This is a genomic window from Intrasporangium sp., from assembly GCF_035688975.1.
In the GTDB taxonomy this organism is placed as follows: Bacteria; Actinomycetota; Actinomycetes; order Actinomycetales; family Dermatophilaceae; genus CALMNV01.
In genome coordinates, this window is sequence record NZ_DASSMH010000029.1 from 1 (window position 1) to 26,066 (window position 26,066).

Annotated in this window: 27 protein-coding genes; 12 read left to right on the forward strand and 15 right to left on the reverse strand. The window is 72.7% G+C overall.

All coding sequences use genetic code 11. From position 1 onward, the window contains the following. Positions 1-157 precede the first annotated feature (157 nt). Positions 158-394 (reverse strand): FitA-like ribbon-helix-helix domain-containing protein, encoded by a 237-nt coding sequence (locus VFJ94_RS03130; RefSeq protein WP_325002724.1) that lies wholly within the window; start codon positions 392-394, stop codon positions 158-160. 331 nt (positions 395-725) lie between these two features. Further along, complete coding sequence (locus VFJ94_RS03135; RefSeq protein ID WP_325002725.1) at positions 726-1,292, reverse strand: dihydrofolate reductase family protein; 567 nt, start codon at positions 1,290-1,292, stop codon at positions 726-728. Between the two features lie 409 nt (positions 1,293-1,701). Between VFJ94_RS03135 and VFJ94_RS03140 the strand changes: the two genes are divergently transcribed. From VFJ94_RS03140 to VFJ94_RS03150, 3 genes are all read left to right on the forward strand, one after another. Beyond that, positions 1,702-1,935, forward strand: a complete 234-nt coding sequence (locus tag VFJ94_RS03140; protein ID WP_325002726.1) for an antitoxin MazE5 — start codon at positions 1,702-1,704, stop codon at positions 1,933-1,935. Positions 1,936-1,958: 23 nt separating this feature from the next. Continuing rightward, positions 1,959-2,261 carry a type II toxin-antitoxin system PemK/MazF family toxin gene (locus VFJ94_RS03145; RefSeq protein WP_325002752.1) on the forward strand — a complete coding sequence of 101 codons (303 nt, stop codon included), beginning with the start codon at positions 1,959-1,961 and terminating at the stop codon, positions 2,259-2,261. Positions 2,262-2,466: 205 nt separating this feature from the next. Then, positions 2,467-3,108, forward strand: a complete 642-nt coding sequence (locus VFJ94_RS03150; RefSeq protein ID WP_325002728.1) for a class I SAM-dependent methyltransferase — start codon at positions 2,467-2,469, stop codon at positions 3,106-3,108. Between the two features lie 116 nt (positions 3,109-3,224). Here the strand turns inward: VFJ94_RS03150 and VFJ94_RS03155 are convergent, their stop codons facing one another. Then, the gene (locus tag VFJ94_RS03155; RefSeq protein WP_325002729.1) at positions 3,225-4,256 is read right to left on the reverse strand and encodes a glutathione S-transferase family protein; all 1,032 of its coding nucleotides are present in this window, start codon (positions 4,254-4,256) and stop codon (positions 3,225-3,227) included. Positions 4,257-4,388: 132 nt separating this feature from the next. Here VFJ94_RS03155 and VFJ94_RS03160 point away from each other — a divergent pair, with 132 nt between their 5' ends. Continuing rightward, the gene (locus VFJ94_RS03160; RefSeq protein ID WP_325002730.1) at positions 4,389-5,039 is read left to right on the forward strand and encodes an N-acetyltransferase; all 651 of its coding nucleotides are present in this window, start codon (positions 4,389-4,391) and stop codon (positions 5,037-5,039) included. 35 nt (positions 5,040-5,074) lie between these two features. On the opposite strand, the gene VFJ94_RS03165 is transcribed toward VFJ94_RS03160, so the two are convergent. The 8 genes from VFJ94_RS03165 to VFJ94_RS03200 form a co-directional block, all read right to left on the reverse strand. Then, positions 5,075-6,289 (reverse strand): N-acetylmuramoyl-L-alanine amidase, encoded by a 1,215-nt coding sequence (locus tag VFJ94_RS03165; protein WP_325002731.1) that lies wholly within the window; start codon positions 6,287-6,289, stop codon positions 5,075-5,077. Between the two features lie 168 nt (positions 6,290-6,457). Beyond that, positions 6,458-6,784, reverse strand: a complete 327-nt coding sequence (trxA, locus tag VFJ94_RS03170; RefSeq protein WP_325002732.1) for a thioredoxin — start codon at positions 6,782-6,784, stop codon at positions 6,458-6,460. Between the two features lie 120 nt (positions 6,785-6,904). Continuing rightward, the gene (trxB, locus tag VFJ94_RS03175; protein WP_325002733.1) at positions 6,905-7,900 is read right to left on the reverse strand and encodes a thioredoxin-disulfide reductase; all 996 of its coding nucleotides are present in this window, start codon (positions 7,898-7,900) and stop codon (positions 6,905-6,907) included. Between the two features lie 133 nt (positions 7,901-8,033). Beyond that, positions 8,034-8,882, reverse strand: coding sequence for a hypothetical protein (locus tag VFJ94_RS03180; protein ID WP_325002734.1), 849 nt, complete (start codon positions 8,880-8,882; stop codon positions 8,034-8,036). Between the two features lie 122 nt (positions 8,883-9,004). Beyond that, positions 9,005-9,595 carry an RNA polymerase sigma factor SigM gene (sigM, locus tag VFJ94_RS03185; RefSeq protein ID WP_414654550.1) on the reverse strand — a complete coding sequence of 197 codons (591 nt, stop codon included), beginning with the start codon at positions 9,593-9,595 and terminating at the stop codon, positions 9,005-9,007. A 2-nt stretch (positions 9,596-9,597) separates the two neighbouring features. Next, complete coding sequence (locus VFJ94_RS03190; RefSeq protein WP_325002735.1) at positions 9,598-11,460, reverse strand: hypothetical protein; 1,863 nt, start codon at positions 11,458-11,460, stop codon at positions 9,598-9,600. Between the two features lie 33 nt (positions 11,461-11,493). After that, positions 11,494-13,815: a DUF6049 family protein gene (locus tag VFJ94_RS03195; protein ID WP_325002736.1), complete on the reverse strand. Its 2,322-nt coding sequence runs from the start codon at positions 13,813-13,815 to the stop codon at positions 11,494-11,496. Continuing rightward, positions 13,812-14,297, reverse strand: a complete 486-nt coding sequence (locus tag VFJ94_RS03200; protein WP_325002737.1) for an NUDIX hydrolase — start codon at positions 14,295-14,297, stop codon at positions 13,812-13,814. Before VFJ94_RS03200 ends, VFJ94_RS03195 begins: the two co-directional genes overlap by 4 nt. Before the next feature lie 217 nt (positions 14,298-14,514). Here VFJ94_RS03200 and VFJ94_RS03205 point away from each other — a divergent pair, with 217 nt between their 5' ends. Beyond that, positions 14,515-15,990, forward strand: coding sequence for a CCA tRNA nucleotidyltransferase (locus tag VFJ94_RS03205; protein ID WP_325002738.1), 1,476 nt, complete (start codon positions 14,515-14,517; stop codon positions 15,988-15,990). 87 nt (positions 15,991-16,077) lie between these two features. Next, positions 16,078-16,809, forward strand: coding sequence for a PP2C family protein-serine/threonine phosphatase (locus VFJ94_RS03210; protein ID WP_325002739.1), 732 nt, complete (start codon positions 16,078-16,080; stop codon positions 16,807-16,809). 19 nt (positions 16,810-16,828) lie between these two features. Here the strand turns inward: VFJ94_RS03210 and VFJ94_RS03215 are convergent, their stop codons facing one another. The 4 genes from VFJ94_RS03215 to VFJ94_RS03230 all read right to left on the reverse strand — a co-directional run bounded on the left by VFJ94_RS03215 (position 16,829) and on the right by VFJ94_RS03230 (position 19,921). Next, on the reverse strand, positions 16,829-17,044 hold the full coding sequence (locus tag VFJ94_RS03215; RefSeq protein WP_325002740.1) for a biotin/lipoyl-binding carrier protein: 216 nt from the start codon (positions 17,042-17,044) through the stop codon (positions 16,829-16,831). A gap of 287 nt (positions 17,045-17,331) precedes the next feature. Next, positions 17,332-17,967 (reverse strand): peroxiredoxin, encoded by a 636-nt coding sequence (locus VFJ94_RS03220; protein ID WP_325002741.1) that lies wholly within the window; start codon positions 17,965-17,967, stop codon positions 17,332-17,334. Positions 17,968-18,205: 238 nt separating this feature from the next. Further along, on the reverse strand, positions 18,206-19,297 hold the full coding sequence (locus VFJ94_RS03225) for an inositol-3-phosphate synthase (RefSeq protein ID WP_325002742.1): 1,092 nt from the start codon (positions 19,295-19,297) through the stop codon (positions 18,206-18,208). Between the two features lie 3 nt (positions 19,298-19,300). Next, entirely contained in the window at positions 19,301-19,921 is a 621-nt protein-coding gene (locus VFJ94_RS03230) for a PadR family transcriptional regulator (protein ID WP_325002744.1), read from the reverse strand. 206 nt (positions 19,922-20,127) lie between these two features. Here VFJ94_RS03230 and VFJ94_RS03235 point away from each other — a divergent pair, with 206 nt between their 5' ends. The 6 genes from VFJ94_RS03235 (at position 20,128) to rplI (ending at position 25,805) form a co-directional block, all read left to right on the forward strand. Continuing rightward, entirely contained in the window at positions 20,128-22,365 is a 2,238-nt protein-coding gene (locus VFJ94_RS03235; RefSeq protein WP_325002745.1) for a transglycosylase domain-containing protein, read from the forward strand. A gap of 8 nt (positions 22,366-22,373) precedes the next feature. Continuing rightward, on the forward strand, positions 22,374-23,744 hold the full coding sequence (locus VFJ94_RS03240; protein ID WP_325002746.1) for a hypothetical protein: 1,371 nt from the start codon (positions 22,374-22,376) through the stop codon (positions 23,742-23,744). Between the two features lie 244 nt (positions 23,745-23,988). Next, positions 23,989-24,276, forward strand: coding sequence for a 30S ribosomal protein S6 (gene rpsF, locus VFJ94_RS03245; RefSeq protein WP_325002747.1), 288 nt, complete (start codon positions 23,989-23,991; stop codon positions 24,274-24,276). Positions 24,277-24,320: 44 nt separating this feature from the next. Then, positions 24,321-24,944, forward strand: a complete 624-nt coding sequence (locus VFJ94_RS03250) for a single-stranded DNA-binding protein (RefSeq protein WP_325002748.1) — start codon at positions 24,321-24,323, stop codon at positions 24,942-24,944. 144 nt (positions 24,945-25,088) lie between these two features. After that, positions 25,089-25,325 (forward strand): 30S ribosomal protein S18, encoded by a 237-nt coding sequence (gene rpsR, locus VFJ94_RS03255; protein WP_013494395.1) that lies wholly within the window; start codon positions 25,089-25,091, stop codon positions 25,323-25,325. 33 nt (positions 25,326-25,358) lie between these two features. Next, entirely contained in the window at positions 25,359-25,805 is a 447-nt protein-coding gene (gene rplI / locus VFJ94_RS03260) for a 50S ribosomal protein L9 (protein WP_325002750.1), read from the forward strand. The last annotated feature ends 261 nt before the right edge of the window (positions 25,806-26,066 follow it).

Genomic DNA, 26,066 nt, shown 5'->3' on the forward strand with positions numbered 1-26,066 from the left:
CGCCCATCGGAAAGCCGCCCGAGCCCGCGTTCGATCTCCTCGACCGTGACCACGCAGATGGTGAGGTCCGGTGCCTCGATCGACTGCGCCCACCCGAGTACCACCGGATCGGGTGTGTCCCTCATGAACTCCGACACCACATCGGTGTCAGCGATGATCACGACAGCTCGAGCGGGCGTGGCTGGTCGGTACGTGGGGTCACCTCGAGATTGACCCCACCGCCCTCGGCCATGGAGGCGTGCAAGGACAGCAGGAAGTTGCGCTCGGGACGGTTGCCCGCGGCGTCCAGGATTGCCCTGACCTCGGCCTCGACCGAACGACCGTGCTCGGCGGCCCGTCCTCGCAGCCAAGCGTGCGTGCGTTCGTCCAGCTTTCTGATCGTAAGAGTGCTCATCTCACCACCCCCTGACAGCAATGCTAGCACCTGCCTGCGAAGGTGAGGTCGGGCCACAGCTGTGCGTCATTGCGCCGCATGTCGACCCTTCGATCATGCGGCATTCGGGCGCCTGGTCCGGCACTTGCTGACCGAGCAGTTCCCGCGATGGGCCGGACTCCCGCTGCGGCGCATGGTCGAGGGCGGCAACGACCACCGCAGGTTCCGGCTCGGCAACAGGTTGAGCGTGCGCCGGCCGAGCGCCCCCGCGGCGACGTGCCGCAGGTGCAGAAGGAGCAGAGCGGGCGGCGCTTCGCGACCAACGCGACAGCTGCGACAGCTGCCAGGGATGTCAGGTAGCGCCGCGTACCGCGTGGCGCACGTACACCACGCCGTTGCCGATGCGTCGATGGTCCAGCAGCTCGAGGTCGAGTCGTAGGCCCCGGGGCAGCGCAGGCTTGCCGCCGCCCACGAGCACGGGGCACAGGAGCAGGACGCACTCGTCGACCAGTCCATGCCGGAACGCTTCAGCCCCGAGGGCCGCCCCGCCGACGCTCAGGTCCGAGCTGGACCTCTCCTTGAGCCGCCGTACCGCCTCAGGATCGAACCGCCGCTCGATTCTCGTCCGCGCCGTCGACACCGCTTCGAGCGTCGTGGAGTAGACGACCTTGTCGGCGTCACGCCAGATCTGCGCGTACTCGCGGACGACGGCCGGCTCGGTCGCGAGCCAGTCGTCGCTCTCCCACACGCGCATCGTCTCGTACATGCGGCGGCCGTAGAGCGACGTGCCGATATGCCGCTCATGCTCGTTCCAGAACGCGTGCACCTCCTCGTCAGGTACCGACCACTCGAAGGAGCCGGTCTCATCCTCGAGATAGCCGTCGAGCGAGGTGTTGGCTGCGTAGATCAACTTGCCCATGAGTGCCTCCGCCCGGATTGGTGTCTCAGGTTTGCAGTGTCACGGAGCACGGGCAAGAGCAGCGACAGTGCGAGCATCGACCCTGCCGTAGGAAGGAGGTTGCGGTCGAGGCCCATCACAGCAGGGTTGCGGGCGCAAGGTCATCGGCGACCCGTGCACGGTCATGCCGCGCGTCGCGCGGCTCAGACCCGCGTCACATCGCCGCCAGTCGACCGCCTTGACCGCTCGGAGTCGACCTCGATCTGGGGGGATGCGGGGAGACGGATGGATGCCTGCAAGCTGCGCGCGCCATCGAGGAGCGGGTGGTGCTCAGTGCGGGAGGGGCGGACATCGAGAGCTATGGCCAAGCAGGTCGCGACGTGAAGGGCGTGGCGTGGCGCCTCATCACTACTCGTGGCATGATTGTGGCATGAGTCGCACACGGCTGAGTACCACGGTGGACGCGGACCTGCTGGAGAGCGCCCGCATGGCGTCCGGCAAGCCGGACTCCGCGCTGGTCGACGAAGCCCTCGTTGCCTTGCTGGCTCGGCATCGTGCGGTCGAGGTGGACGCCAGCTACGCCGCCTACGACGCGCACCCGCTCGACGAACCAGACGAGTGGGGAGACTTGGCCTCGTTCCGGCGTGCGGTTGCGGCCTCGTGACGGACCTGCCGGCACGTGGGGAGGTGTGGTGGTGCGAGATGGCCGAGATCGGCCGTAGACCCGTTGTGGTCCTCTCTCGTGACGCCGTGATCCCGCGCCATCGCCGCGCACTGATCGCCCCCTGCACGACCACCATCCGAGGTCTCCCGAGCGAGGTCCTCCTCGAGCCCGGCGACGACCCGGTGCCGCTTCGGTCCGCGGTCAACTTGGACTCGGTCGAGAGCGTCTCGATCGCGATCCTCGTCGAGCGACTGGGACGGGTGGCGGATAATCGGATGCGTCAGATCTGCGCCGCCCTCGCCGTCGCGGTGGACTGCACAGACTGAGCCGCGTCTGCTCACCGGGCGTGGTCCGCTTGCGATCATCGAGACCAGGATGCCCTTCGCAGCCGTCGGAAGTGCGTCCCAGCGCCGCCTGTCGGCGTCAAGCGGTTACGGGAAACGTCTGACGAGTGCCTGCCAGGCACCGTCTCGGGTTGGACCCGCCCAGTAGACGCTCTGGCTGGGAAGGGGCGGGGCTAGGGTCGAGGACGTGCACGCACACAAGCGATTCGATGACGCGGCATCGACGTGGGACGCCGACCCGGGCCACGAGGAGCGACAGGTGGCGGTGGCCCGGGCCATCAAGGAGGCCGTGGAGCCGAGCCCGCGGCTGAGCGCTGTTGACGTCGGCGGTGGCACTGGTCGGCTGAGCGTCTTGCTCGCCGACCTGGTCGGCTCCGTTGTCGTAACCGACCCGTCCGCTGGGATGGTGCAGGTCGCACGGCAGCGAATCCAGGCGGCCGGGCTCAGCGACCGCCTACGCGCCGTCCAGGCGGACCTGACGATGGACCGGCTCGATGGGCACTACGACCTGGCATGGAGCTCGATGGCGTTGCACCACGTTCAGGACCTGGATCGACTGTTGCGGTCCGTGGCTGGGCTACTGATCGACGGTGGTCGGCTGTTCATCGCGGACCTTGACGCGGATCCCGACGGCGCCTTCCACGCCGACAAGGTCGACTTTGACGGACATCACGGATTCGACAGGCAACGCCTTGCCGAGCAGTTAGCCCGCGCCGGGTTCGGTGACGTCAGCTTCGTCGACGCCACGACCATCCTCAAGGGTGACCGCGAGTTTGGCGTATTCCTGTGCACGGCGACCAAGGTGCACGAGCCCAGCGGAGATCGCTGAGGGGGACGAGACGTCCGGCATGCCCACGATCCCGGGCCGCACCGCGGGTGCTGGGCGAAGGCCGCGCGATGCCCCATTCACCGACGGGGCCCGCTCACGCCCCGGCAGGAGCCCCGTCACGCGGCGACGGCGGCGAGGACGGGGTTGTGGTCGGCCGGCACGAGCTCGTCCTCGCGCACCGGCCCAGGCGGCGTGCCCTGGCCGAAGGGCGAGCCGCCAAGCGACTCCCGGCCATGCGGCTCGGCCCAGCCGGATAGATCCGGACCCGCGGGCACGATGCCGGTCGGGTTGATGTCGCGGTGGACGACGTAGTAGTGCGCCTTGATGTGCGTGAAGTCGATGGTGTCGCCGAAGCCGGGAGTCTGGAACAGGTCGCGCGCGTAGCCCCACAGGGCCGGCATCTCGATCAGCTTGTTGCGGTTGCACTTGAAGTGCCCGTGGTAGACGGGATCGAAGCGGGCGAGCGTGGTGAAGAGGCGGACGTCTGCCTCGGTGATGGTGTCACCGACGAGGTAGCGGTGGGTCGTCAGGTGCTCCTCGAGCCAGTCCAGCCGGTCGAAGAGCCGCTCGTAGGCCGCGTCGTAGGCGTCCTGCGTGCCGGCGAACCCGCAGCGGTAGACCCCGTTGTTGACCTCGGTGTAGATCGGCTTCGAGATCGCCTCGATCTCCTCGCGCAGCGCCTCCGGGTAGAGGTCGGGGGCGCCGTCCCGGTGGAAGTCGCGCCACTCCGTCTCGAGGTCGACGGTGATCTGCTTGAAGTCGTTAGTGACGACGGCGCCGGACGGGATGTCGACGATGGCCGGCACGGTGATGCCCCGCGAGTAGCCGGGGAAGCGGCGGAAGTAGGCGTCCTGGATCCGGGGGATGCCGAGCACCGGGTCGACCCCGCCCGGGTCGAGGTCGAAGGTCCATGAGCGCTTGTCGTGAGTGGGACCACAGACGCCCATCGACAGGGCGTCCTCGAGCCCGAGCAGCCGGCGCACGATGATGGTCCGGTTGGCCCATGGGCACGCCCGGGAGACGATCAGGCGGTAGCGGCCCGCCTGGACGGGATAGCCGTCGCGGCCGTCCACGGTGATCCGCGTCGGGATGTAATTCGTGTCGCGCTCGAACGACGGTTCGACATAGGTGCCCTGCTCTGCACTCATGTCGGCAGCCTAATCCGCCGTATGCCGCAGGGACCGGCGTGCGCTGCGGCGAACCCGTCGACCCGCTGGTGGAGGTCAGACGACAGAGGGAGACAATGGGTGTCATGCGCGCTTGCGGTGGTGGTCGAGCGGATGGCTGAGCTGCGAGCGGTCACCCCCGACCGGGTTGCCGACCTGCTGTCCGGCTGCGCTCCCTGCACCTTCTGGCAGACCCTGCCGTCGAACGGTCATGTTTCCGCGGACGACCCGCTCGAGACCCTGGCCGACTGGGTGGCGCGGGTCGGGTCCGACTGGGGACCGCCCGGGCGGATCGCCTACGTCGACGGTGAGCCGGCCGGCTACGTCCTCGTCGCCCCGGCGCGGCACGTGCCCCGTCTCGCCGCCTTCCCCACGGCGCCCGCCGACCCGGCGACGGTCATGCTCCTCACCGCTGCGGTGCCGAGGCGCAACCCCGGTACGGCGCTGCGTAAGGCGCTCGTGCAGGCGGCGGCCAAGGAGGCCGCCCGTCACCGAGCCCGAGCGATTGAGGCGATCGGCGCGCGCGCGCTCGCCAGGGCCCCGCACGGCTGCGTCCTGCAGGTGCCGTTCCTCGAGGAGGTGGGCTTCCGCGTCGAACGCGAGCACCCGGCATACCCGCGGCTGCGCATGGATCTGCGCACGGCCCTCACGGTGCGCGAGGAGGCGGCCGAGCTGCTCTCGCGCGCGTTGGCCCGCGTCCCGGGGATGCGGCCGGTGCCGCAGGGCCCGCCGGACGGCGCGACGCGAGCCCGCTCGACGAGCTGACCGTCGCCAGACCTCACGACTCAGGGCGCTGGTCGTCACCCGTGCCCGGCGGCGCGCACCTCCTCGAGGTGCCGGCGCAGGTCGTCGAGGCGCAGGACGCCGGTGCGGGTCGTGTCCGCCTCACCGAGATACATCCGCTGCAGCGCCACGACGACGCCTTCGGCGATCCGGTCGCGCGTGTGAGCCTCGGCGAGCCGGGCGGCGTCGAGCGGATGGCTGAGGTAGCCGAAGTCGAGGCGGACGGCGGGCATCCGGGTGCGCCGCAGCAGCGCCCAGGTGCGTGGGTGCGTGCGGCAGTCGGTGAGGCCGGTGCGCGCGACCACCTCGCGCAGGAGCAGGTCGGCGAAACGCTCGCCGATCGTCGACCAGCCGCCTTGGTCGGCACCCCGGTCGGCATGGCCGTAGAAGAACGTCGCGACCCCGTGGGCCGGGCCGTTCGTCGCGTGGTCGCAGTGCAGGCTGAGCAGCAGGTCGGCCCCGCACGAGTTGGCGAAGGCGGCCCGGTCCTCGTCGGACCCGGCGTCCGTCAGCTCCGTGCGGGTGAACACGACGTTGACCCCGTGGGCGGACAGGCGCCCCTCGACGCGGCGGGCGACGTCGAGAGCGAGGTCAGCCTCGGTGAGGCCGCCCGCGACGGCCCCCGCGACGGCTCCCGCGTCGCCGCCGCCGTGGCCGGGGTCGAGGACGATGGTGCGCCCGGTGAGGCTGTGCCCGCTGCGCCGGATGTGCTCGCGCTCCCGAAGCGCGTTGGCCGAGCCGCCCGTGATGCTGCGCCCGAGGCCAGCGAAGGCACGCATGGTCTCCGGGCCGACGGTCCCGTCGGGCACGAGCCCGACGGCGGTCTGGAAGGCGCACACCGCGGCCTCGGTCTCGGGGCCGAAGATGCCGTCCACCTTGCCGGGGCGGAAGCCGAGCTGGACGAGGCGCTCCTGCAGCTGGCCGACGTCGTCGCCCTCGAGGAAGTACTCGGGAATGAAGCGCAGGACGCGGTCGCCGAGCGCCCACCTCGAGCCGTCGAGCACGGCATACGTCGCCCGTCCGACGATGCCGTCGACGAGCAGCCCACGGCGCTGCTGGAAGGACTTCACCGCGGTCTCGACACGCTCGTCGAAGAGTGCGGTGGCCCGGTCCGGTCCCGCCTGGGCGGCGTCGGGGGCGAGGTCGCCGCTTCGGACGAGGCGGTCCCGCACGTCGGCCACGGCGGGTCCGGAGTCGCCGCGACGGAGCACGACGGACGGCTGTGGCGTCATGCTGGGTCTCCTTCCGGGGCGCGGCTGGGGCCTCTTCCACCCGGCGCAGGCCCGGACGAATGGGTGCTGCGGGCGCAGACGGGAGCCGGACGATGCACAGCGTAGTACGCGGAGGGGGCGGGCCCGCGGCACGCGGACCCGCCCCCTCGGTGGTGTTGCGGGGCCGTGCTAGGAGATGAAGTCGGCGAGCTCGCGCAGCAGCTTGGGCTTGGGGTGGGCGCCGACGATGGTCTTGACGACCTCGCCCTTGACATAGACGTTGAGCGTCGGGATCGACACGACGCCGTACTGCGCCGGGGTGGCCGGGTTGGCGTCCGTGTCGAGCTTGACGATGGTCAGCTGGTCGCCGTGCTGGGCGCTGATCTCCTCGAGGATGGGCGCCACCTTGCGGCAGGGCCCGCACCACTCCGCCCAGAAGTCCACGAGCACCGGCTTGTCGCTCATGAGGACGTCGTCGGCGAAGGCGGCGTCGGTCGTTTCCTTGATCTGTCCCATGGAGGTCCTCTTCCGAAGGTGCTGTTGCGGGTGGTGGGCGGGCCGGGCGGGGGCGCCGGCCGGGTCTATCGGGTCAGGTCGATGGGCTCAGGCCGATCTGGTCGATCGGGCTGCGGGCGGTCAGACGGGTGCCGTCTGGGCGGCGACGGCGTCGGCGAGCTCGCTGGCGCCCGACGTCACCTGCTCCAGGGCGGCGAGGTAACGCTCCGCGTCGAGGGCGGCCGCGCAGCCGGAGCCGGCGGCGGTGACGGCCTGGCGGTAGGTGTGGTCGACGAGGTCGCCGCAGGCGAAGACACCGGGCACGTTGGTGCGGGTGGAGCGACCCTCGACGAGCACGTAGCCCGCCTCGTCCAGCTCGACGACTCCCTTGACGAGCTCGTTGCGCGGGTCGTGCCCGATGGCGACGAAGAGGCCGGTGACGGGCAGCTCGCGCGTCGCGCCGGTCCGGGGGTCGGTGAGGGTCACGCCGGTGACCTTGTCCTCGCCGGAGATGCCGGTGACGGTGGAGTTCCACGCGAAGCGGATCTTGTCGTTGGTCAGGGCCCGCTCGGCCATGATCTTGCTGGCCCGCAGGGTGTCGCGCCGGTGGATGATCGTCACCGACCGGGCGAACTTGGTCAGGAACGTCGCCTCCTCGACGGCGGAGTCGCCGCCGCCGACGACGGCGATGTCCTGGTCGCGGAAGAAGAACCCGTCGCAGGTGGCGCACCAGGACACCCCGCGGCCGGAGAGCCGCTTCTCGTCCGGCAGGCCGAGCTCGCGGTAGGCGGAGCCCATCGCGAGGATCACGGCGTGGGCGCGATGGACGTTGCCCGCGCCGTCGGTGACGGTCTTGACGTCGCCCTCGAGGTCGACCGCGGTGGCGTCGTCGGTGACGAGCTCGGCGCCGAAGCGCTCCGCCTGGGCGCGCATGTTGTCCATGAGGTCCGGGCCCATGATGGCGTCGCGGAAGCCGGGGAAGTTCTCGACCTCGGTCGTGTTCATCAGGGCGCCGCCGGCCGTGACGGCGCCCTCCAGCACGAGCGGGCGCAGGTTGGCGCGGGCGGCGTAGACGGCAGCGGTGTAGCCGGCCGGGCCGGACCCGATGATGATGACGTGGCGGACGTCCTCGGACATAGAGAAACTCCCGGGCAGGGTCGGAACGGGTGCTGTTGGCTCAACCGATCCTAGGCGGTCGTTGTTCCCGGGGCCGTCGCGCGGCGCCCCGGGCCGGGCCGTCCGCCGCCCCCGCCGCCGGACTCCGCTGCGGTCAGGGCAGGGGAACCGGCCCGGCGAGCACGGCCGGGTCGCCGGTGGTGCACCGGCGCTGCACCGCGTATGCCGTGGATCGCGCCGAGGCGCCGGACCCCCGGGTCACCACGACGACGGCGGCCGGTGCCCCGGCATACGTCGCGAGGTCGGCCACCACGGAGTCCGCGCTGCGTTCGCCGAGTGCGTGCAGGCAGCTCGTGAGCCCGATCCGGGTGGCGATGGGCCCGAGCGCGGGCGCCTCGGCCGCGCCGTCGCGGAGGGCGGCCGGCGGCGCCGTGAGCAGGCGGGCGGCCCGCGCGGCGAGGGTGCCCCCGTCGTAGGCCGTCCGGCTGACCGTGATGGTGACCCGCGGCGGGGTCGGCGGGGAGGAGGCCGCCGAGGTGCCCGTCGGCGTGCCCGCCGCCGTGCTGCCCGGCTGGCGGGCGGGGGGCGAACCCACGGCCGCGGTGGCGTCCACGGGGCCGCGGCTGGCCTGCAGGGCAGAGCCGCCGGCGACCACGACCACGGCGGCCGCCGCGACGGCGGCGGCGGCATAGAGCGGGCGGGAGCGCGGGCGCTGGCCGCCCGGGGTGGCACGCATCCATCTCTGCTCGTCAGGGACGCCGAGCCCCCACGGCGTGGCCGCTCGGGCGGTCCCTCGGAGGGGGCCGGACGCGATGCGGAGCCGGGCCTGCTCGGTGATCGCCGCCTCGATCCGCTCGGCCACGTCGGCCGGCATCGGCCCGACGTCCCCAGTGGTCGCGTGCGCGCGAAGCAGCCTGCGGACCCGGCTCTCGACGGCCGGGTCGAGCAGCGGTTCCCCGGAGCTGCGCGAGGTGCCTCCCGAGAGGTCTGCCGGATCGTCCACGGCGTCCGCCTCCTGTCGTCTCCTGGGTCGCTGCGGTGCTGCCGCCCTGCTCCTCCTGCGCTCGGGATGGGACGCCTCCGGAGGGTGGATCGGTTCCCGTGACCCGGGCGGTGCCGCGAGCGTCATCGCGGCGCTCGCGACCGGTCCGCGCGCACGTCGAGCAGGGCGGCGAGGGCCGCGCGTCCGCGGGAGCACCGGGACTTGACCGTCCCCTCTGCGACCCCGAGGATCGCGGCCGCCTCCGCCACCGGCACCGCGTGCATGTCCACGAGGACGATCGCCGCCCGCTGACCCTCCGGGAGCCGGGCGAGCGCCTCGTGGACGTCGAGCCGCTCGTCCGTCCGGGCATGCTCGTCGTGGCGGTCGGCCAGCTCACGCTCCGGCAGCGGACTCGTGGGCCGTTGGCGCCGGAGCCGGTCCAGGCACGCGTTGACGACGATCCGGTGCAGCCACGTCGTCACCGCAGCCTCCCCGCGGAAGGAGTCGGCGCGGCGGAAGGCCGAGAGGAAGCCGTCCTGCAGCGCGTCGGCGGCCACCTCCGGGTCGCGGCAGATGCGCAGTGCCACCGCCCACATCCGGTCTCGGTGTCGGCGGAAGAGCTCGCCGAAGGCGGCCGGGTCGCCGGCGCAGTGCAGCCGCAGCAGCTCGGCGTCGCCCGGCTCGACGGCCGAGGTCGGGGGCAGGGGTGGGTCGGAGGGGGCGTGCGACGGCACGCTCAGCGCACCGCCACGTCCGCGATCTGGGCGCGGAAGTGGTTGGCCGACTCGGCCGGCGCCGGCTTGGTCACCCAGACGAGCAGCTTGGTCGCCGGCTTCAGGCCCGGGGGCGCGGTGAGGGTGACCGGTCCGGCCTTGCCGGTGGTCGCGCCGACCTGCTGGGCGCCCTCGAGGCTGGCCGTGTCGGCGGCATACACCGTGACGTCCTGGGGGGCCGGCAGGGTGAGCAGCACCTCGCGGATGGTGGCGGCCGACCCGAGGTCGAGGACGAGACCCACGCCGGCCTTCTTGCCGTTGTAGGTGTCGGTGCCATACCACCGGGAGCGCCAGACGGTCTCGGGCTTGCCGTCGACCGCGAGCGGCGCGATGCCGTCGGCCTCCGTGTTGTCCTCCTGCGGGTCGAAGCCCTTGGCCGACACGACCGCGATGGGGCCGGCCGGCGGAGTGCTCGCCGGCGGAGCCGGAGTGGTCGTGCTGGGGACCGGGGTGGTGGTGGGCCGCGGCGACGTGACGGTCACGGTGGGCCGGGCGGCGCCCGTGGGGTCGTGCTGGCCGATGCGGGTGACGTTCTGCACGCCGATGACGAGCGCGACGAGGACGAGGGCGGCGACGATGGCGAGGGCGATGCGCGACTGCGTGCCCGAAGGGCCCTCCGGGGCGGGGGCGGCGATCAGCGGGACGGGCGGCTCGAGCTCCTCGACCGGCGACTCCTCGAGGGCGTCCGTGAGGGCGATGTCCTCGCCGTCGAAGCGGTCGTGCACGGCGCGGCGCTCGGCCGCGCGAGCGGCGGCCCGGTCGGCGGCCGCCCGGGCGAACGAGCCGACCTTGTCCCCGATCGCGCCGGCCACCCCGGCGGCGGCCGCGCCCGCCGCCGCACCGGCCGCGGCGATGGCGGCACCCGGGTGCTTCTCGGGGTGCTCGGCCGGGCCGGTCGGCGCGCTGGCCGTGGCTGCGCCGCCCGCCGCGGAGGCGCCGACGACCGGCAGGACCCTCGTCGCCCCGGGTGGCGGCACCGCGAGGGTCGGTTCGGCAGGCCGTGCGGTCGCGCGCAGCCCGATGCCGGCAGACGCCTCCGACGTCGGCGGACCGGCCGGCCATGGGGCGATCTGGACGGCCAGGTCACCCGGGGACACGGGGCCGCTGTCCTCGTTGAGGGTCAGCCGGCAGAGCAGGTCGAGGTCGGCCGGCACCCCCACGGCGATCTCCGACGGTGCGGCCACGCCGCCGACGATGCTCGGCGCCGGCTCGAGACCGACCCGCTGAGGGCTGCGACCACGCTCGGAGACCGCCTGGGGCCAGCGGCCGGTGAGACCGGCATACGCGAGCTTGACCAGGCCCACGGCGTCGACGCGGGAGGCGCGCCCGTCGGACGCGATCTCGGTGTCGGTCAGGGCGGCCTCGGTCGCGAGCCCCCGGACCTTGACCTCCCCACCCGGCATCCGCACGAGGGACGACGGGGAGAGGGCGAGGTGGTGCAGGCCGCGGTGCCGGGCCTTCTCGAGCGCCGTCGCGGACTCGCCGACGAGCCGGCGCACCTCGTCGGCGGGCAGGCCCCCGCCCTGGAGCAGGTGGGACAGCGGCTGGCCACCGGTGAGCGGCTCCTCGACGATGAACGACACGCCCCCGTCTGAACCCACGTCGAGGACCCGGACCAGCCGCTGGTCCTCGACCCCGGCAGCGCGCCGGGCGGCGTCGAGGGTGGCCGCCGCCACCTGTGAGTCGGTGGAGAAGCACACGAGCACGACGTCACGCTCGAGGGTCGTGTCAGTGGCCCGCCAGCGCTCGTGGAAGGTCCCTTCCGACGTGCGGAGGGCGACGGCATACCGCCCCGCGAGTACCGACCCCGGACCGACCCCGTGCATGCGAACCCCTTGCTGCGTGTTCCTGTCGCCATCCTAGGGCGAGTGCGAATCGATCCCCGCGTGGTGATCGACCGGGCCGCCGGGCCGGGCCTCGACCCGGCCGATCTCGTCGATGCGCGACGTTCCGCGCAGCACGGTGCGCACGATGCCGGCGATGACGACCAGGCCCGCGATGATCCCGCCGATCCAGTAGATCTGGGCGTCGAGCGGGTTGGCGGCGACGGGGATCGTCGCCGGCTGGCCGATGGGCGTCCCGTCCGCGGTGGTGAGGAAGGCGCGGATGTCCGCCTGCCCCGCCGCGACCGCCCGCACCGGCACGGTGACCGTCGTCTTGGACCCCGGCCCGACGGAGATGGCGGCCGGCTGCTCGAGGACCTGCATCCGGAGGTTCGTGGGGGCGAGCACGAGCCGGATCCCTTCGACGGTGAAGTCCAGGCCGTTCTCCACCGTCACCTGCAGGTTGCCGTGCTCGGCCAGGAAGTTGACGCTGCGCACCACGACCTTGAGCGCGCTCGTCGACGCGGCGATCTCGGCGGCGACGGACGAGCGCAGCTCCAGCCACGACCTCGGCCGGTAGCGCCACCGCGTGCTCGCCAGCTCGTCGAGCAGCGCGCCGTAGGTGTCCGCGAAGGCGGCGCCGTCGCGCAGGACCGTGGCCACCCGCAGCACCGTCTGGCGATCGGCGGCCATCTGGCCGAGCCGGGACGGGGTGAGGGCCGGCGCCGGCGCCGCCGGGGTGGGGGTGGTGGCGGGCGTCTGCTGCGCGAACGCCGGCTCCTGGGGCGCGTCGAGCAGGCGGGACGCGTCGAGCACCGTGAGCCACGGCGCCCTCGTCGCCACGAGGAAGGCCTGCAGGCCGGCCGGGTCCGGGTCCCAGTTGCGAGGCGCGGCGAGCAGCAGCGTGCGCGGTGTGCCGGGGCGCTCCCCGAGCAGGGCGAGCGTCTCTGCGAGGTAGCGCTGGGTGCGCTGCGCCGGAGAGGCGTCGCCCCGGCTCGGCAGGAGGGCGGACAGGCGCGGGTCCCAGGCGAGGAGCGGGGTGCCGCCGGAGGCGAGCCGGCGGGCGGAGGGGGTGTATGCCGCCGTCGCCGTGATGGCCGCGGCGTTGACGAGGATGGCCGCAGGCTGGGCACCCGGCGTGCCGGCGAGCATCGTGCGCAGCCCGGCCTCCCGGCCCGGGGGAAGCAGCCCGTCGGCCGGCCACAGCACGTCGGAGCGCACCGACCGGCCGAGTGTGGCGCCGACGGCCTGCGCTCGCCCCACGAGGTCGCGGACCAGGGGATCGGTCGGGTCGATGCCCACCGTGGCTGCGAGGTCGGCATCGGCATACGGCAGGGCCCAGACGTCGCGACCGGCGAGGCCTGCAGCGAGGCTCGCGGCCAACCGCGTGATGGTCGCGTCGACGACGCCGCCGGGGGTGGCCGGCTCCGTCGGCGTCGGCGTCGGGGTGGCGGGGGCCGGTCCGCTCTGGTCCGGCGCCGGGGACGAAGGGGTCGGCGAGGAGGGGGTCGGGGACGAGGGCGCCGGGCCGCTCGCGGCGGGCGGCGTGGTGGGCGGCGTGGTGGTGGCGGCCGGTGACGCCCGGCCGGGGGTCGGGGCGAGGACCGCTGGGTCGACGGCGAAGGTCACCGGCTGGCCACGCGTGCCGTCGAGGATGCGCTGCAGCCGGGACGCCGGACCGACAGCGGACTCCCACGCGGCGACCCGCGCCGTGCCGTCGGCCGCGAAGAGGGCGGTGTCGGGGTCGAGGGTGAGCGGCACGACCGTCGCGACGGAGAGCGGTTCGTACTCCTTGCGGGCGTGCCAGGCGAGAAAGGTCCGTGTGACCCCGACCGGGTCCGCCTGCCCGGCGGCCGATACCTCCAGGGCGACCGGCAGCGCGGCGAAGGGCGCGGCCGGGTGCACCGCCCCTCGGCCGAGGCGCAGGGTGAAGGCGCCGCGGCCACCGGCCGGCAGGTCGGCGACGGCGGCCGTGGCGAGCACCGCGCCGGCGGCGGCACCGTTGCCCGTGGCCCAGGCCTCGACGGCCTCCCGCGTGTCGAGGCCGGCACGGCCCTGGACCAGGCGCACGCGCACGCCGGTGAGCGGGGCGGAGGCGGGCGCGGTGACGCTGCCCGTGATGGTCACCGGGTCCCCGGGCGTCACGACGGCCGGCGACACGGAGGAGAGGGAGACGACCACGCGGTCCGCGGCCGGGGTGGCCGCGGGTGCCGTTCCGGAGAGGGCGCGCGGCGCCTTCCCGGCCGGCGGGCCGGCGGCCGCCGTGGTGGCGGTCAGGGCGCCGGCGGCGACGACGAGTCCCCCGCAGAGGGTGGCGACGAGGCGGGCTGCCGCGCGACGCCACCGCCGAGCCCTCACGCAGTGCCTGCCAGCCGGTTCCACGCCGCCTGGGCGATGCGGCGCTCGTTGGGGAAGGTGAGGCGGCGATGGACCTCGTCGAGCCGGATCCACGCCACGTCGATGGCCTCGTGGTCGGGGTCGTTGTCGATGCTCAGCTCGCCGCCGGTGGCTTCGAGGAGGTAGTGGTGGACGTATTTGTGCACGCGCTTGGTCGACGTCGCGAACCAGTAGTCGATGGTGCCGAGCTCGATGAGCACGCGTCCCTCGATGCCGGTCTCCTCGGCCACCTCGCGCGCGGCGGTCTCGACGAGCGTCTCCCCGGGTTCGACGTGGCCCTTGGGCAGGCACCACTCGATCCGGCCTGCGCGGTTGCGCCGCGCGATGATGGCGATGAGCGCGCACCCGTCCTGGATGTCGACGACGATGCCGCCCGCGGAGCGCTCCTCGACGGCGGGCAGCCGCCGGCCCGGGACGGGCCCGGGGACGGTCTGCGCGCTCACATCGCCACCATAGCCAGTTCCCCTTGGATTCCCTGGGTGCGCGGGACGCACCCCTGACCGGGTGGCCAGCCCGTATGCCGCCGGGCGCGGCGACGTACCCCCGGGCTCGGCGGCATACGGTCCGGGCTCGGCGGCATACGGTCCGGGCGCGGCGGCATACGGTCCGCGGCCCTCGTCGCCGGGCGGCCCACGTCCGAGGGTCGCCTAGGCTGGTCCGGTGCCCGACCGTCCCGTCCTGACGCAGCCCGACGCGAACCAGCTCCCGCTCCTGCGGGCGGCTGTGGCGCAGCTGGCCCCGGTGCTTCCTCTGCTGCAGGAGCTCGGTGAGCTGTTCACCCGGGCCGGGCACGAGCTGGCGCTCGTGGGGGGGCCGGTGCGCGACGCCTTCCTCGGGCGGGTGCCGCCCGACCTCGACTTCACGACCGACGCGAGCCCCGACGAGATCCTGGCCGTGGCGGCGAGGTGGGCCGACGCCCACTGGGACATCGGGCGCGCCTTCGGCACGATCGGGCTGCGCAAGGGCACCAGGCTGCTCGAGATCACGACCTACCGGGCCGACGTCTATGACCGGGCCTCGCGCAAGCCCGAGGTGATGTTCGGTGACACGCTCGAGGGCGACCTCGTGCGACGTGACTTCACCGTCAACGCGATGGCCCTGCGGCTGCCGTCGCTCGAGTTCGTCGACGTGCACGGCGGGCTGGCCGACCTCGCGGGGCGTCGGCTGCGCACACCGGCGCCGCCCGAGGAGTCCTTCGGCGACGACCCGCTCCGGATGCTGCGGGCGGCGCGGTTCGCGGCGCGGCTCGGCTTCGAGGTGGCGCCGGAGGTGCGGGCCGCCATGGTGGACCAGGCGCCGTCGCTGGGGATCGTCTCAGCGGAGCGGATCCGGGACGAGTTCGAGAAGCTGCTCCTCGCACCCCGGCCGCGGGCCGGCCTCACCCTCCTCGTCGACACGGGCCTCGCCGACGTCTTCCTGCCCGAGCTGCCGGCGCTGCGCCTCGAGGTGGACGAGCACCACCGGCACAAGGACGTCTACGAGCACTCCCTCATCGTGCTCGAGCAGGCCATCGCGCTCGAGGGCCCGGCCGGCGGACCCCCCGAGTCGGTGCCCGGCCCCGACATCGTGCTGCGCCTGGCGGCGCTGCTGCACGACATCGGCAAGCCGGCCACCCGCCGCTTCGAGGCCGGCGGGGGCGTCTCGTTCCACCACCACGAGCTGGTCGGTGCCAAGCTCGCCGCGAAGCGGCTCAAGGCGCTGCGGTTCGACAAGGGGACGGTGGGGCAGGTGGCCCGGCTCGTCGAGCTGCACCTGCGCTTCCACGGCTACGGCGAGGGCCAGTGGACCGACTCCGCGGTGCGGCGCTACGTGACCGACGCGGGGCCGCTGCTGCCCCGGCTGCACCGGCTCACCCGCAGCGACTGCACGACCCGCAACGTCCGCAAGGCCCAGCGGCTGGCCCGCGCCTACGACGACCTCGAGGCCCGGATCGAGCGGCTGGCGGCCGAGGAGGAGCTGGCCGCGGTCCGGCCGGAGCTCGACGGTCACGAGATCGCCGAGACCTTGGGCATCCGGCCCGGGCCCGTGCTCGGGGAGGCCTACCGGTTCCTCCTCGGGGTGCGCCTCGACGACGGCCTGCTCGGCAAGGAGGCGGCCCGGGAGCGGCTGCTCGCCTGGTGGGCCGAGCGCGGCTGACCGGGGACGGACCTTGGAACTGACCGGTCCCTGAGTGTCGCTGCCTGTCGTGGCCCGGGCGCGTCGGGTCGCTGGTTGGATGGGCCCATGGACGAGCAGGCCGTCGTGCCCGAGGCGGGGGTGGCCACCGACGTCGGCCGGGTGCGCGCGCACAACGAGGACAGTGCCCGAGCCGTCGGCACGGTTTTCGTCGTGGCCGACGGGATGGGCGGGCACGCCGCTGGGGAGGTGGCCAGTGCGATCGCCGTCGACACCCTCGCCGAGCTCGCCGATCGGCCGTCCGTGCGGGTCGAGGATGTGGTGCGGCAGGTGGTGGAGGCCAACCACCGGATCCTTGCCTCCGCCGCGGACCACCCCGAGCAGGAGGGCATGGCCACCACCCTGACGGGTCTTGCCTGCGTCGAGGTGGACGGCGAGCCGCGGTGGGCGGTGTTCAACCTGGGCGACTCGCGCGTCTACCAGTGGTCCGACGGCACGCTGGCCCAGGTCAGCGTCGACCACTCGGAGGTGCAGGAGCTGGTGGACCTCGGCCTGCTGACACCCGAGGAGGCTGCCGTCCACCCGGCGCGGAACATCGTCACGCGGTCCCTCGGCCGAGAGCCGATGGGCGAGGTCGACGTATGGCTGCTCCAGCCCGCGAGCGGCGCGCGCTTCCTGCTGTGCAGCGACGGGCTGTCCAACGAGCTGTCTGCGGACGAGCTTGCCGCCGTGCTCCGGGAGTGCCCCGACCCGGGCCGGGCCGCCGCCGAGCTCGTCGCGCGAGCCGTCGCCGCAGGCGGCCGGGACAACGCCACGGCGGTCGTGGTCAACCTGCCCTGAGCGAGGCGGCCCCCGGCGGTCAGGTGATGACGGCCAGCACGTCGCCCTCCTGGACGACGTCGCCGACGTGCACCTTGACGGCGCTGACCGTGCCCGGCCTCTCGGCGAGCACGGGGATCTCCATCTTCATCGACTCGAGCAGGGCGACCTCGTCGCCCGCCTCGACCCGGTCGCCCACCGCGACGGACACGCCGATGACGTTGGCGACCAGATCGGAGACGACTTCCTGTGACATGGACGTCACCCTAGCCGCGCGCGTGATCTACCGGCGCGTACGCCCTCCCCGCACGTCGAGTGGCCACTTGCGCACGCCCCCCGACTGTCGAGTGGCCACTTGCGCACGCCCCAAAGTGTCGAGTGGCCACTTGCGCACGGCCCGGACTGTCGAGTGGCCACTTGCGCACGGACTTGGTTGCACGGAAATGGCCACTCGACGGGGTGGTTGCACGGAAGTGGCCACTCGACTGGGAGGAGGGTGCACGGAAGTGGCCACTCGACTGGTGGGGGGTCGCCCCCCGGTGATCAGCGCGGTGCGGAGGTGTAACGCAGGTAGGGCCGGACCTCCTCGACGTCTTCGCCGAACCGGGCCCGGGCGTCCTCCGTGGACAGGGCGGGAGCGACGATGACGCGCTGACCGTCCTTCCAGTCCGCCGGGGTCGAGAACGGGCCGCGGTCGGTCAGCTGCAGCGCGTCCACTGCCCGCAGCACCTCGTCGAAGTTGCGACCGACGCTCTTGGGGTAGGTCAGCGTGAGGCGCACGGTGTTCTTGGGGTCGACGACGAAGACCGACCGCACTCCGGAGGTGTCCCCCTCGCCCGGGTGGATCATGTCGTAGAGCTCGGACACGCGCCGGGACTCGTCGGCGATGATCGGGTAGCCGACCGCGGCGCCGCCGACCTGCTCGATGTCACCCTTCCATGCCTGGTGGTCCGTCAGCCCGTCGACCGACACGGCGAGGACCTTGACGCCACGGCGCTCCCACTCGTCGCGCAGCGCGGCGACGCGGCCGAGCTCGGTGGTGCAGACGGGGGTGAAGTCGGCGGGGTGGCTGAAGAGCACGGCCCAGCTGTCGGCCTTCCAGTCGTGGAAGCTGATCGGGCCCTCGGTGGTCTCGGCCTGGAAGTCGGGCGCGATGTCGCCCAGTCGGGGTGTCGCCATGAATCGGTCCTCTCGCATGCAGGCCAGGTGCAAGGTCGCCGGCCCGGTGTGCCTGACATTGTGCGAGCCGAGCCGCCGATGGCGTTATTGCTGTCCACATGGTGCGACGCCGCGTCAGGACAGCGGTGTGCCGGGGCAGGCGAAGGGCCCCCTCCCGGGCGGGAGGGGGCCCGACGGCATACGGGCGCGGTCGACCCTGCGGTCAGCCCTGCGGTCAGCCCTGCGGTCAGCCCTGCCGTCAGCGAGGCTCGGTGCCGGCGATGAAGGCCTCGAGCTTGGCACGGCCGAGGTCGTCGGGACGCTGCTCGGGCGGGGACTTCATGAGGTAGGACGAGGCCGACAGCAGCGCGCCGCCGATGCCGCGGTCCTTGGCGATCTTCGCGGCGCGGATGGCGTCGATGATGATGCCGGCGGAGTTGGGCGAGTCCCACACCTCGAGCTTGTACTCCAGGTTGAGCGGCACGTCGCCAAAGGCGCGACCCTCGAGGCGGACGTAGGCCCACTTGCGGTCGTCGAGCCACTGGACGTAGTCGGAGGGGCCGATGTGGACGTTGCGGTCCTCGATCTTGCCGCCGAGGGATCCGTGCAGGTTGGACGTCACGGACTGCGTCTTGGACACCTTCTTGGACTCGAGGCGGTCGCGCTCGAGCATGTTCTTGAAGTCCATGTTGCCGCCGACGTTGAGCTGGTAGGTCCGGTCGAGGGCCACGCCGCGGTCCTCGAACAGCTTGGCCATGACCCGGTGCGTGATCGTGGCCCCGACCTGGCTCTTGATGTCGTCGCCGATGACCGGCACGCCCGCTGCCTCGAACTTCGCGGCCCACTCCGGGTCGCTGGCGATGAAGACGGGGAGCGCGTTGACGAAGGCGACCTTTGCGTCGATGGCGCACTGGGCGTAGAACTTGTCGGCCTCCTCGGAACCCACCGGGAGGTAGGAGACGAGGACGTCGACCTGGCGGTCCTTGAGCACCTGCACGACGTCGACCGGCTCGGCGGCCGACTCCTCGATCGTGAGCCGGTAGTACTTGCCGAGGCCGTCGAGGGTGTGCCCCCGCTGGACCTCGACCCCGGTCGTCGGCACGTCGGTGATCTTGATGGTGTTGTTCTCCGAGGCGTTGATGGCCTCGGAGAGGTCCTTGCCGACCTTCTTGTCGTCGACGTCGAAGGCGGCGACGAACTCGACGTCACCGACGTGGTAGTCGCCGAACATCACGTGCATGAGGCCCGGCACGGTGTCGTCGCCCGACACGCCCCGGTAGTACTCGACGCCCTGCACGAGCGAGCTCGCGCAGTTGCCGACGCCGACGATGGCGACGCGGATGGATCCCATGGGTCACTCCTTGGTGTGTGGCTGGGTCTGGAGATTGCTGCCGTATGCCGTGTGCCGGCGTTCGGCGGAGATGAGCTCTTCGAGCCAGCGGACCTCCCGCTCGGCCCGGTCCTCGCCGTGCTGTTGCAGGGCGAGGGTGTAGCTGTCCATGCGCTCACGGCCGCGCAGCGACGCCTCGCGGATCAGGGCAAGCCGCTCCTCGAGGCGCGACCGCCTGCCCTCGAGGATGCGCAGGCGCACCTGCGCCTCGGTCCGTGAGAAGAAGGCGAGCCGCACGTCGAAGTCGTCGTCGTCCCACGACTCCGGTCCCGCACCGGCGACGAGCGCCTGGAAGCGCTCCTTGCCCGCCGCCGTCAGCTCGTAGGCGATCCGCGGCCGCCGGCTCGTCGATGCGCCCGTGTCCGCGTCCGCCGTGCTCGCCGCGAGAAGCCCGGCCTCGACCAGCGCCCGTAGGCACGGGTAGAGCGAGCCGAACGACAGGGCCCGGAAGATGCCGAGCGCCGTGCCGAGCCGCTTGCGCAGCTCGTAGCCGTGCAGCGGCCCGTCGTGGAGCAGGCCCAGCACGGCGAACTCGAGGAGCTGGCCGCGACGTGCGGTGCGGGGGCGAGGCTCCGGGCGGGGCACGGCCCTCCTTTCCGCTGCGCTGTCGGCTCGGCCTGCTGGTGTTCGTCGGACACTACAGGCCAGATATATCGCGACGATACATCGACGCGCCGACGATGCGCGGCGGCATACGGCAGGGCGACGGTTCGGTCTGCACAGGTTCGCCGGTCCATACTGAATGCCGCGGCTCCTCGGCTCAGGGGTCGACACGGAACGGGAGTGGTGGAGTGACTTCAAGCAGCACGGCGGCCCCGGCCACGGACAGGGGCCGCCGGCCCAAGGCACGGCGCACCGGCTGGAGGCGGTGGGCGGTCGGGCTGCTCAAGTGGGGCTCGCTCGCGGCCCTCGTCCTGCTCGTCCTGGGCGCGGCGGCGACGTACCTGGCCTACCAGCGGGTCGGCATACCGCAGCCCAACGAGATGGCCAACGCGCAGGTCTCCATCGTCTACTACGCCGACGGCAAGACCGAGCTGGACCGGCTCGTCGTGGCGGACGGGAACCGGGAGTCGGTGAAGATCTCGGCCGTGCCCAAGGCGGTCCAGTACGCCCACCTCGCCGCCGAGGACCGCTCCTTCTACTCCAACAACGGCGTCTCCCCGGCGGGCATCCTGCGGGCCATCAAGTCCGGCGTCAGCGGCGAACGGCAGGTGGGCGGCTCGACCATCACCCAGCAGTACGTCAAGAACTACTTCCTCAGCCAGGACCGGACCCTGAGCCGGAAGTTCCGCGAGATCCTCATCTCGGTCAAGATCGACGGCCAGCTGAGCAAGGACCAGATCCTCGAGAACTACCTCAACACGATCTACTACGGCCGCGGCGCCTACGGCATCCAGAGCGCGGCGAAGGCCTACTTCAACAAGAGCGTGAGCCAGCTCACCGTCCCCGAGGGGGCGGTGCTCGCGTCGATCATCAACGCCCCGACGCTCTACGACCCAGCCGCCGGCGACAAGGCCCGGACCAACCTCGAGCGGCGCTACGACTACGTCCTCGGTGGCATGGTCGAGGAGGGCTGGCTCACCGCGGCCGAGCGCGCGAAGTATGCCCAGCTGCCGACGATCCAGCCGGTCAAGCGCTCGACCTTCGGCGCCGGCCCCGCGGGGTACATCAGCGCCGAGGTCCGCAAGGAGCTGCTCACCCTGGGCCTGACGGAGGACGACCTCGCCAAGGGCGGCCTGCGGATCACGACGACGGTCGACAAGAAGGCGCAGGACGCGGCGGTCGCCGCCATGGGCAAGGACCTGCCGCAGGGGGTGCGCGGCGGGCTCGTCGCGGTGCGGCCCGGAGACGGGGCCGTCGTGGCGATGTATGCCGGGGCCGACTACGCCAAGAGCCAGCTCAACGCGGCCACGCAGGCGATCCTGCAGGCGGGATCCAACTTCAAGCCCTTCGCCGTCCTCGCCGCCGTCCGCGACGGCATCTCGACGCGCACGAAGTTCGACGGCAACTCGCCCAAGCAGTTCGGCAACGTCACGATCAACAACTTCGGCCAGCGCTCCTACGGTCAGGTCGACATGCGCCGCATGGTGGCCCGGTCGATCAACACGGCGTTCGTCGAGCTCAACGAGCGGGTCGGCCCGGCCAAGACGCGGCAGGCGGCCATCGACGCGGGGATCCCGGCCTCCACGCCGGGGCTGGACGACAGCCTCACCAACGTGCTCGGCAGCTCCGCCCCGCACGTCATCGACATGGCGTCGGCCTACTCGACGATCGCCTCCCAGGGCGTGCGGGCCAAGCCCTACCTGGTCAAGAGCATCACGTCGACCACGAGCGACTACCGGTATGCCGTGAAGCCGACCAGCCAGCGCGCCTTCGACAAGGACGTCACCGCCGACGTGACCGACGCCATGGTGCAGACGGTCCAGCCGGGCGGGACGGCGACCAAGCTGCAGCGGCTCGGGCGCCCCGTCGCGGGCAAGACCGGCACGTCGGAGGAGAACAAGTCCATCTGGTTCTCCGGCTTCGTGCCCCAGCTCGCCGTCTCGGTCGGCATGTACAAGCCGGACGCCCAGGGCAACGCGACGACGATGACCGACAGCGAGGGCTACAACCTCACCGGTGGCACCATCCCGGCGGACATCTTCCTCGACTTCCTCACCCCCGTCCTCGACGGCGTGCCGGTGCTCCAGTTCCCGGAACGCGTCGGTGTGGGCGACCGCCGGATCCCTCCGACGACGACCTACGCGCCGCCGACCACGACGGACCTGCCGAGGACGGACACCCCGTCGACGACCCAGCCGCCGAGCACCCCGGCCACCACCGCGCCGACCTCGACGGCCGGGCCGACCGCCACGACGCCGCCACCCGCGACGACGACGCGCCGGCCGAGGACGACGCCGACGCAGACCCGCACGACCACGGCCCGCTCCGGGCCGCGGCCCCGCCTGACCCCCACCCCCGGCGTGGCGGGCGGCAGTGCGGTGGCCGCACCGGTCCCGACCACGGTGGTCGGGGCCGGCAGCGGATGAAGCCGGGGGTGAGCGCCACCCCGGGCTCCGATCCCGTCGCCACGGCCGCCTCCGAGGTCATCGGCGGCCCACGCGGGCGGTATGCCGCCCAGCGCTCCCTGCCGTGGGTCGTCGTGGCCGCGCTCCTGTCGGCCCTCGCCGCCGTCCCCGTGGGGCTCGGCATTCTTATCCGCGTGCCCTGCATCCGGTCCGGCTGGGTGGGAACCGAGCAGTTCTGGAACGCGTGCTACGCCGACCTGCCGGGCACCTACCGCGACGCCGGCGTGCGGGGCGGCCTCGCGGCATACCTCCAGGGCGGCGCCGGGGCGCCGACGACCGGGCAGCCGCCGCTCACGGGCCTGGTCCTCACCACGGTCGCGAGCCTCGTGCCCGACCAGTCGCAGCTGCCGCAGGCGCTGCGGGACCCCGCGCGGGTCAAGTGGTTCTTCGCCCTGTGGGCCGTGCTGCTCACCGTCGCCCTGCTCGTGACGATCTGGCTGGTGGCGGCGTCGGTGCGGCCGTCCTTCGCGGCGGCGCACGTCGCGTTGTCGCCGGTCGTGGCGCTGACCCTCTTCCTGTCCGCGGACCTCCTCGGCGTCGCGCTCGCCACGGCCGGCATGGTGGCGTGGGGCCGCCGCCGCCTGGTGCTCGCCGGCGTGCTCCTCGGCCTCGCGACGAGCGCGCGCTCCTATCCGGTGCTCATCGTCGTGGCGATCGGCCTGCTCGCCCTGCGGGCTGGGCGGCTGCCGGAGTTCGGGCGGACCATCGGCTGCGCGGCGCTCGTCTTCGGCGCCGTGCTGTCCGGGCTCTTCGTCCTCAACCCGGCGGCGGCCCGCTCCGCCTACCAGGGCTGGGCGTCGGCGGGGCCGGGCTACGGCTCGCCCTGGCTGCTGCCGCAGCTGGGCGGCCACCCGCTGCCGGACGGCGTGGTCACCGGCCTCGCGGTGGCCGGATGGGTGCTCGCGGTGCTCGTCGGGTCGGTGCTCGCCCTCGCGGTGCGGCGGCGGCCGACCGTCGCCGAGGTCTCGCTCGTGATGGTTGCGGTCGTCCTCGTGACCGGCAAGTCCTTTCCCGTGCAGAGCTCGCTGTGGCTCGTGCCGCTCGTGGCGCTGTGCGCCCTGCCCTGGCGGGACCACCTGCTCTGGGCCGGTGCCGAGGCGCTCAACTTCGTCGCCGTGTGGCTGGTCATCGCCGCCACCACGGTGCCGGACCGCGGGCTGCCGAACTCGTGGTACTCCTTCTTCGCCATGGTGCGGCTGACGGCCGTGGGGTGGCTCGTCGTGGCCGTGTGGCTGCGGGCCCGGGCCCGCCTACCTCGGCGCGAGGACGCCGCGGAGCCCGACGAGCTGGCCGGGGTGCTCGCGCGCGAGCCGGATCGCCTGCAGGTCCGCTTCTCGTGAGCCGGTCCTGCGTCGCGTCGGGTTGTCAGGGACGTCGTGGCCTGCATGGGGCGATTCGGCGTATGCCGTGCCGGCCGGTAGTCTGTGCGGGTTCACCGTGTCCGTTGCCCCCTGTGGAGAACGACCGAGCACTGTCGGTCGGATCTGCCACTCTGGACGCGCGAGGCACGGTGGGACGCTTTGCAGCCCTCCTGTCACGGGAAAGACCCGTGACCGCCAAGACCGAAGGAGGTGGGTTACCAGCATGCGTCAGTACGAACTCATGGTCATCCTCGACCCCGACACCGAGGAGCGCACGGTCGCCACGACGATGGACCGGTTCCTCACCGTCGTGAAGAACGACGGTGGCACCGTGGACAAGGTCGACATCTGGGGCCGTCGCCGTCTCGCCTACGACATCAAGAAGAAGTCCGAGGGCATCTACGTCGTCGTCACCATGACGGCGGAGCCGGCCACCGCGCAGGAGCTCGACCGCCAGCTGGGCCTCAGCGAGTCGATCATGCGCACCAAGCTGCTGCGCCCCGGCGCCTGATCCCACCGGACCACCGGACCCTCGTCACACCCTAGGAGGCGACCATGGCAGGCGACACCGTCATCACGATCATCGGCAACCTCACCGCCGACCCGGAGCTGCGTTTCACGCCCTCCGGTGCGGCGGTGGCCAACTTCACCGTGGCCTCGACGCCGCGGCAATTCGACCGCCAGAGCAACGAGTGGAAGGACAGCGAGACGCTGTTCATGCGCTGCTCCGTCTGGCGCGAGGCGGCCGAGAACGTCGCGGAGTCGCTCACGCGCGGCGCCCGGGTGATCGTCGCCGGCCGGCTCAAGTCGCGCTCCTACGAGACGAAGGAAGGCGAGAAGCGCACCGTCGTCGAGCTCGAGGTCGACGAGATCGGCCCGTCGCTGCGCAGCGCCACCGCCAAGGTCAACAAGACCCAGCGCGGCGGTGGAGGCGGCGGCTTCGGCGGCGGTCAGGGTGGCCAGCAGGGCGGCGGCTGGGCCGGCGGCCCCGCGGCTGAGGACCCGTGGGCGACCGGCGGCGGCTCCGGCGGCCCCGGTGGCCCTGGCGGTCAGGGCGCTCCCGGCGGTCAGCAGGGCGGTCAGCAGGGCGGCTGGGGCAACCAGCCGGCCGCGGCTCCGCAGGGTGGCCAGGGCGGGTGGGGCGGATCGGCCCCTTCCTACGACGAGCCGCCGTTCTGATCCGCCGCTGACCGGTCCGCTCGACCGGTTCGCTCGACGCGGCCACGACGCGCTGCCGGCCGGCCCGGCGGCATACGAGACAGATAGAAGAACATCCCATCCCGGGGCACGAACCCCGGGCTCTCACAGAAGGAGAGCACCACGATGGCCAAGCCCGTTGTGCGCAAGCCCAAGAAGAAGGCCAACCCGCTCAAGGCGGCGAAGGTCGAGAACATCGACTACAAGGACACCGCCCTGCTGCGCAAGTTCATCTCCGACCGTGGCAAGATCCGCGCGCGTCGGGTGACCGGCGTGTCCGTCCAGGAGCAGCGGCTCATCGCGACCGCGGTCAAGAACGCCCGCGAGATGGCGCTGCTGCCCTACTCGAGCTCGGCTCGCTGAGCCCGGCCCGGAGAAGGACTGGAGAGGAACATCATGAAGCTCATTCTCACGCAGGAGGTCACCGGTCTCGGTGCCGCCGGTGACATCGTCGAGGTCAAGGACGGCTACGGCCGCAACTTCCTCCTGCCGCGGCGCCTCGCCACGCCGTGGACCAAGGGCGGCCAGAAGCAGGTCGACGCCCTGACCAAGGGCCGTGAGGTCCGCGCGATCAAGGACCTCGACACCGCCAAGGGGATCCGCGGCCAGCTCGAGGCCACCTCGGTCACCGTGCCGGCGAAGGCGGGCCAGTCCGGCCGCCTCTTCGGCGCCGTGAGCAACGCCGACATCGCCGCCGCCGTGAAGGCGGCCGGTGGCCCGGAGCTCGACAAGCGCAAGATCGAGGTCAGGACGCACATCAAGACGACCGGCTCCTACGAGGCGACCGTCCGCCTGCACCCCGACGTCTCGGCCACGCTCAAGTTCGAGGTCGTCCCCGCCTGACGGCGCGCCGACTGCAGCGAGGGGGGCCGGTTCCGCGAGGAATCGGCCCCCTTCATGCTGCCCCGGCCCCGTCGAGTGGCCACTTTCGCGCGCCCCCCGGTCGAGTGGCCACTTTCGCGCGCCCCCCCGGTCGAGTGGCCACTTTCGCGCGCCCGCCCCACCCGCGCCCCCCGGTCGAGTGGCCACTTTCGTCCCACCGCCGTCCACAGGCCTACCTAGGCACACGGCCTTGTCCCCAGGGACCTGGGCAGGCGCCGACAT